Source organism: Wolbachia endosymbiont of Nasonia giraulti (genome assembly GCF_048054155.1).
In the GTDB taxonomy this organism is placed as follows: domain Bacteria; phylum Pseudomonadota; class Alphaproteobacteria; order Rickettsiales; family Anaplasmataceae; genus Wolbachia; species Wolbachia pipientis_C.
The window spans coordinates 1-6,645 of the sequence record NZ_JAFEVH010000053.1; the positions used below are offsets into that span (position 1 = coordinate 1).

Consider the following 6,645-nt stretch of genomic DNA (forward strand, 5'->3'; position numbering starts at 1 on the left):
GCTTTTTCTTGTATTTGATACGATTTAGCTTTTTGGTGAGAATTTCCAGCGTATTCGTTAGTATAGTTATTAAAATAAAAACGCACACTATCAAGTGCAGAAAGTTTCGCATTTTCCAATAATTCCAGCTCAATATCTTCCTTATTCCTTTCAACAATTTTCTCTCCTTCTGTTAAACAATAACTTTTTTGCCAGTCAAAATTCTTTGGTGCTTCATACCAATCATTTCCAGTTGGCTTGTTTTCAAGTGTTGTTGTTTCAATCTGCTTGTGGTTTTCAAAACGTATATAAATAGTCACAAATTCCTCCTCATTGCCATATTTGATCAGTTCGTTCTAACCCTGGACATTGCCAACCCCTGAGCGTCCTTTCCACATCTACCTCAAGCCCTGTAGTTAGAACATTGCTACGTATGTTATAAATCCCCCACTGAATAAATTGACCATAGTTGTGTACATAATTTGATGCAAGCATACCTTGACTAACTTGTGTTCTGGAATACAGGTAAGATAATGTGTAAAGTAATATTGCAACTGTTTTTCCTGCTGGAATCTCCACATTACCAGATCCGGCTAACTTGCTATCAGAACTTGTGTATTGGTAAACATTTTTCCATACTATTTTTGAAATACTTGATTTATTAGAATTAGTGTTGTCAGGAGTTCCCACAAATAATCCTGCTCCCCCATACTCCGTACTCGAATACGATGATCCAACAAATTCCATTGTCTTATTTATGTTCACATTGGTTGTATTTTTTACAAATACTACTCCAAGTGCAGCATACGGGTAATAGTATATCTCATCATAACTACCCGAAAAACTTTTTATGCATAACTCTCCGTAAATAAATGTTCCTTTACTTCCCTCTATAAAACTTAGTTGTCTTGGCCGATAAAAACTAACGTAATCTGTATTGTACGTATGGCTACCTGCTAGTAGTTGTAACATATAGTCAGTTTTTGTTATATCACTACTCCACTTTCCAAGCTCTGTCGTAAAAGTTCCGTGGCCAAAATAATTATTTTTTCTGCCAAGTACACCAAATAAGAAAGGTAATGACCCTGGTTCAACCATGTTGCGCTTTCTTATTTCATTTATAAGAGACACTTTTAACTGTTCATCCCGAGTTTTTACCTCATTTATCAGGGATGTTTTTAATTGGTTATCACGAGTTTCTATTTCCCCAATAATTGATGAGCCAGGTGGTACATTATTAACAGCACGAAAATCTTCTACTAAACCTTTAAGACCATCTTTATGACTGTTACTAATGCTATTTATTGCTGCAATATTGGCATTCTTTCTCGTATCAAGTAGCGATAAATTTGTTGTTCCTTTTTCATCAATTCTCTTTAATAACTGCTTCTCTTTGTAAGTGGTAGTAATGGTAATAGATATTTAACAAAAGAAGAAGTGAATCGCGTTAATAATATGTTTGGTATGGATGTATTAAATAATGTTGAAGCTTATACTTCGCAGAAGTCTCTATTGAATAGTGATAGTAAAGGATTGTACGGAATAGATTTTGCTAACCCAGACATTTCTTACTGTGTGATGGATAAGATCATAGAGAGCTCTGTAATCAATGAGGATTATAGACTGTCCATTGATCCTGCGCGTGTGCCAGCTATGAAACCACAAACTCTTGCCCCTTCTGAAGAAAAAGTAGGGATAGATGGACCAAGTGCAGATAGTGGTTTTGGTGGTTCACCTAAGAATTCAGCTATAGGTAAATCACATACTGGAAACTCAAGCAAATTCCTTAGGCCCGACTACTATGGTGAAGGTAAAGGTGGGGGTGATGCTTCGGCTAAAGATAGTGGCTTTGGACATTCTTCAGCACGATCTTCTTTTAATAAGCCCAAAACAACATTTAACCAACCTTCTATATCACAGCCTGACCAATGTTCTTCAAAAAAGCGTACATCAACTTGTTGTATTTTATAGCTAAAGAAAATTAGACTATTTGAGGACGAATTGTGAATGAAAGTTTATTTGCCAAGGTATAGCTGCCTTGGCCTACAAATCTTGGTTTCTTTATCGTTTATCATTTCATACCACTGGGCAACCCACCCAGTGGTTCTTGCAAGTGCAAAAATGGGTGTAAACATACTTGAAGGGATACCAATAGCATTCATTATTATACCTGAATAAAAATCAACATTTGGATATAACTTACGTGTAATAAAATACTCATCCTTTAAAGCTATTTCTTCAAGTTTTTTTGCAATTTCAAGTAATTCATTGTTTTGCTCTAGTTTGCTTAAAATCTCATGACAAGCATCCTTTAATATAAGCGCGCGCGGATCATAGTTTTTATAAACACGATGTCCAAATCCCATTAGCTTAAATGGATCTTTATCATCTTTAGCTTTCTCAATGAATCTATCTACATCTCCACTTTGCTCTATCTCTTTTAACATATTTATAACTGCCTCATTAGCTCCACCGTGTGCTGGACCCCAAAGTGTAGCAACTCCTGCAGACAGGCTTGCAAATAGATTAGAACCAGCTGACCCTACCAATCTGACAGCTGCTGTAGAAGCATTCTGTTCATGATCAGCATGGAGAGTAAATATTTTATCCAGAGCTTTTACAAAAAGGGTATTATTAACAGCACTGCCAAATATCATATTTAAGAAATTCTCACTATAACTTAATTTATTATTAGCATTTATGAATTCCTGATTGTTGATATGTCTATAAATCATTGCAACAATTGCAGGAACTTTTGCTATTGCAGAAATTCCAAAATCTAAATCTTCACCATTGACATTTTTGCCATGCATTTCATGGTAAGACGCTGACAAATTTGCAAAACATGCAACTAAAATCGACATAGGGTGAGCAGTTTTTGGAAATGCTTTGATTACATTTGTAACTTGCTCTGATACTTTGGATGATTCTTGTATTTTGAGAAGAAATTTTTTGTGTTGCTCTGAACTGGGTAATTCACCATAGAGCAATAAATAAATCACAGCAGTAAAATTATTATTCTCTGCCAAATCAGCTATATTATGTCCCCTATATTTAAGAACTCCTTCATCTCCATCAATGAATGTAATTGTAGAAGAGCATGAAGCTGTAGAAACAAACCCTGGATCGTAAGTGAATAATCCTGTCTTCTTATATAAGTCCTTAATATTTAACACATCAGGACCTACTGTTCCACTTAATACGGGCAGATCAATTTTTGACCCATTACTTAGTTCCAATAATGCTTTTTTATCCATCACTTGAGCTACTTAAATTTTATACAGAATATACAAACTGAAGAGTATATATTAATACAGCTAACTTTACATTAACCGTATTAAGCGGTCATCAATGCTTTTACTTTTGCATTTAAGCGACTTATTTTACGCGCAGCGGTATTCCTATGAATGACACCTTTATTTACACATTTGTGTAAATTGGATTCAGCATTCCGAAATGCCAAGACAACATTCTCTTTATCACCAGACTTGATTATATCAACCAATTTTCTAATAGCAGTACGAGTTTTGCTTTTTCGCATCTTATTTACTAAAGTACGCTTTGCTATTACCTTCATCATTTTTTTAGCACTCTTATGATTTGCCATATATTAATACCTGTACTTTTCTTTTAATTATAAAGTTTTTTTGTTAATTTGCAATATCAGTTTTTTCTGCAATTAATCTACTACTTCTTTCTTCAATGATTTTTTCTAAACTTCGCAAGAATTCATTTTTGTTTAACCCAGGATATATGGGAGGTAATATTTCTATTACCGCCTTTCCAGGATTCTTTCTCAGAGAAAGTATGCTTTTTGGCCAAAACAAACCAGTGTTTAAAGCAATCGGTAACACAGGAACAGATAATACGCTATATAAAGCAGCAATACCCGATTGATATTTTATATTTTGGTTTATAGTTGTTCTTGTACCTTCAGGAAATATTATTATGCCTCTATTTTCTTTTATACACACTTTTGCTAATTTCATGATATGACGCACAGAACTAATACCATCTGAGCGGTTAATAAAAATCATTTTTAATGCCATGAGATGCAAACCAATGAATGGAATCCATTTCAATTCACGTTTTAAAATAAAAACTGCTTTTCTAAAGAGTAGTATAAAAATAAATGTTTCAAATGGAGATTGGTGTTTAGATGCAATTATAAAAGGTTGCTTAGGAATGTTTTCCATTCCCCTCACTTCATATTTAATGCCACATAATAAACGCAACATGAATAATACAACTCTCACCGAGCAAACAAGGAAAATGGTTATTACACACTCAGGAAAGAAAATTACAGGGAGAGTAATTAAAGTATAGAATATTTCCCATAATATAAGGAGTAAATTAAACAATAAACTTGCAATCACAAACACACGTAAACTTATTTGAATTTAACTTTACTACAAAACTAAAAGCAATAAGTTTAATTATTGATCATCTGAGTAATAGGATGAGAATCAGCTAATTTGTCCTTTAACTTTTCGTTAGCAATATGAGTATATATTTGCGTTGTAGAAAGATTAGTATGGCCAAGAATTTTTTGTATCAGCACAATATTTGCTCCGCTATTCAGTAGATGGGTAGCAAGAGAATGCCTAATCACATGTGGAGAGATTTTATTTTCATCAATATCGCACTTTCTTGCTAATTCCTTTATTAATTGACCAACTCTTTGCCTTGTAATTGGTTTATTAGGTTTATCACCTGGGAATAGCCAATCAGATTTTTTGTTGTTAGGGAGCAGATTGTCACGAATTGATAAATAATCTTTAAGGCTTTGCAATGCTTGCTCATTAAAAAAGATTTGCCTTTCTCTGCCACTTTTTCCTTTTATTATTATATAGCCTTCTTTACCGTTACTGTTTACTAAATGTGATACTTCACATAACTTCATATTAATTAGTTCAGAAATACGCATCCCGGAAGAGTAAAGGATATCTAAAATTGCACATAGCCTTTTACTGCTTATCTTTTTATTCGATCCGCTTACTGATTTTTTTACTGTTTCCATGAGCAAAAATATTTCTTGAACACTTAAATACTTAGGCAAAGGAAGGGAAACCTTTGGATTTCTTAATTCATTATCATTAGCCGGTGCTGGATTAAAGTCTATTATTCCATCATTAAATAGGCACTTATAGAAATTTTTGATAGCAGATATTTTTCTTGATATAGAGCTAGTTTTATATTTCTTTTGTGTACGTAAAAAGTTTACATAATCTTTAATATTAGCTTTACTTGCACCAACTAAGGTAGTGCCTCCTTCTAATAAAAATTTTTCAAGTTGGTGTAAATCTGAACGATAACTTTCCAAAGTATTTTGTGTAGAGGATTTTTCGGAAATCAAAGTATCTATGTAATACGTTATGTAAAGATTCTCTTTTTTATTTTGTAGTTGTTTATTTTTCATTATCAGCTCCTATATTTATTTCTTTGACTATAATTTGATTGAAAGTATTTTTTGTGTTTTTTATAAGAAAATATGAGATAAACAAAGCATTTATCAATAAAGTAAGTACTACAAACCTTTGTTTTAACCTTTTTTTTAAATTTGATCTTATTTTTACCATATTTCAATTATAACATTGAATCTATAAAAAACATCCTGTAGAGTAAATTTTACTATCGTATAAAATATCCCTTAGCTATGTCTGTTTATTCTTATTACATCATAGTATTTATTATAATTTTAACATAAAGAAATAGTGATTTCAACTTCATTATTGTATGGGTATTAATAAATTTTTAATATATATAATAAATACCTTACAAAAAAAGGAATCAATTGGCACTTTTTTTTAATAAAGTGTTAATAAAAGGAATGGTTACATTTGATCCTATGGATTCACTATCTATTTTTTCTATAATTTTATTAATGCTGTGGAAAGAACGTTCTATTCTTGCTAGAATATAATTAATCACTTTTAAATCAATTTTTAACTGTTTATCTGAAAATCGTTTTATTAGCATAATTCTTAATAATTCCTCGCTTGCAGGCAAAATTTTTACGCTGGTAGTTGACAATATTCGAGAGCTTAAATCTCTTAGTTTGAAGTTAAGCTTTTTTGGTGAAATTGAAGAAGTGATTAGCAGTCTCTTATCATTTTCTTTCATATAATTATAACAATGTAACAACATTTCCTCATCTTTAATGTTTTGTACATCCTCTAAAATAAACGCATCGCTATACCTAATTTCGCTTACAAAATTATTCACATTAATAAAAATTGCATTGTTTATTGATTGCCAAATATGAGCAAGGTGAGTTTTTCCAGAGCTGTTAGGTCCAAAAAGAATCAGGCATTTCCAAGATAAATCGTTAACTATTGAGTTATATACGTGCTTATTTTCGTCTAAGGTGATATAGTTTTGCCAGCAATAATCAACTTGATTATTGCTAAATAAATTTAATTGCACGTAAAGCCTCTGACACTTCTACTTTTTGATAATAATTTTTGCATAAGAATTTACTTGGTCAGGTAAGGAAGCAGTATTACTACTACCCCCTCCCTTAGAAACGCAGCATGCAGGTTTCCCCACACTACGCTTGAGCCCCTTATCTAAGTTCTTCTTTTCTAGAACCGGCTTGTCCTTCATGATTCCTCAGGAGACATCATTCTTAATGGTGACACCAACAGTAGAGAACCTTCTCTTGAG

Annotated in this window: 7 protein-coding genes and 2 pseudogenes; 1 reads left to right on the plus strand and 8 read right to left on the minus strand. The window is 32.4% G+C overall.

From position 1 onward, the window contains the following. A pseudogene (locus JR312_RS05480) lies at nt 1–299 on the minus strand (hypothetical protein); the annotation flags it as partial. Between the two features lie 10 nt (nt 300–309). Further along, a pseudogene (locus JR312_RS05485) lies at nt 310–1,371 on the minus strand (hypothetical protein); the annotation flags it as partial. A gap of 45 nt (nt 1,372–1,416) precedes the next feature. Here JR312_RS05485 and JR312_RS05490 point away from each other — a divergent pair. Next, the gene (locus JR312_RS05490) at nt 1,417–1,950 is read left to right on the plus strand and encodes a hypothetical protein (RefSeq protein WP_416647921.1); all 534 of its coding nucleotides are present in this window, start codon (nt 1,417–1,419) and stop codon (nt 1,948–1,950) included. Between the two features lie 44 nt (nt 1,951–1,994). Here the strand turns inward: JR312_RS05490 and JR312_RS05495 are convergent, their stop codons facing one another. From JR312_RS05495 to JR312_RS05520, 6 genes are all read right to left on the minus strand, one after another. Further along, nucleotides 1,995–3,236 (minus strand): citrate synthase, encoded by a 1,242-nt coding sequence (locus JR312_RS05495; protein WP_264330860.1) that lies wholly within the window; start codon nt 3,234–3,236, stop codon nt 1,995–1,997. A gap of 80 nt (nt 3,237–3,316) precedes the next feature. Next, complete coding sequence (rpsT, locus tag JR312_RS05500; RefSeq protein WP_006013011.1) at nt 3,317–3,586, minus strand: 30S ribosomal protein S20; 270 nt, start codon at nt 3,584–3,586, stop codon at nt 3,317–3,319. Between the two features lie 43 nt (nt 3,587–3,629). Continuing rightward, nucleotides 3,630–4,355 carry a lysophospholipid acyltransferase family protein gene (locus tag JR312_RS05505; RefSeq protein ID WP_416647922.1) on the minus strand — a complete coding sequence of 242 codons (726 nt, stop codon included), beginning with the start codon at nt 4,353–4,355 and terminating at the stop codon, nt 3,630–3,632. A 56-nt stretch (nt 4,356–4,411) separates the two neighbouring features. Continuing rightward, nucleotides 4,412–5,398, minus strand: coding sequence for a tyrosine-type recombinase/integrase (locus tag JR312_RS05510; protein ID WP_416647923.1), 987 nt, complete (start codon nt 5,396–5,398; stop codon nt 4,412–4,414). A gap of 371 nt (nt 5,399–5,769) precedes the next feature. Beyond that, nucleotides 5,770–6,405, minus strand: coding sequence for a DnaA ATPase domain-containing protein (locus tag JR312_RS05515; protein ID WP_264330862.1), 636 nt, complete (start codon nt 6,403–6,405; stop codon nt 5,770–5,772). An 18-nt stretch (nt 6,406–6,423) separates the two neighbouring features. Beyond that, nucleotides 6,424–6,585, minus strand: a complete 162-nt coding sequence (locus JR312_RS05520) for a hypothetical protein (RefSeq protein WP_167470140.1) — start codon at nt 6,583–6,585, stop codon at nt 6,424–6,426. Nucleotides 6,586–6,645 lie beyond the last annotated feature (60 nt).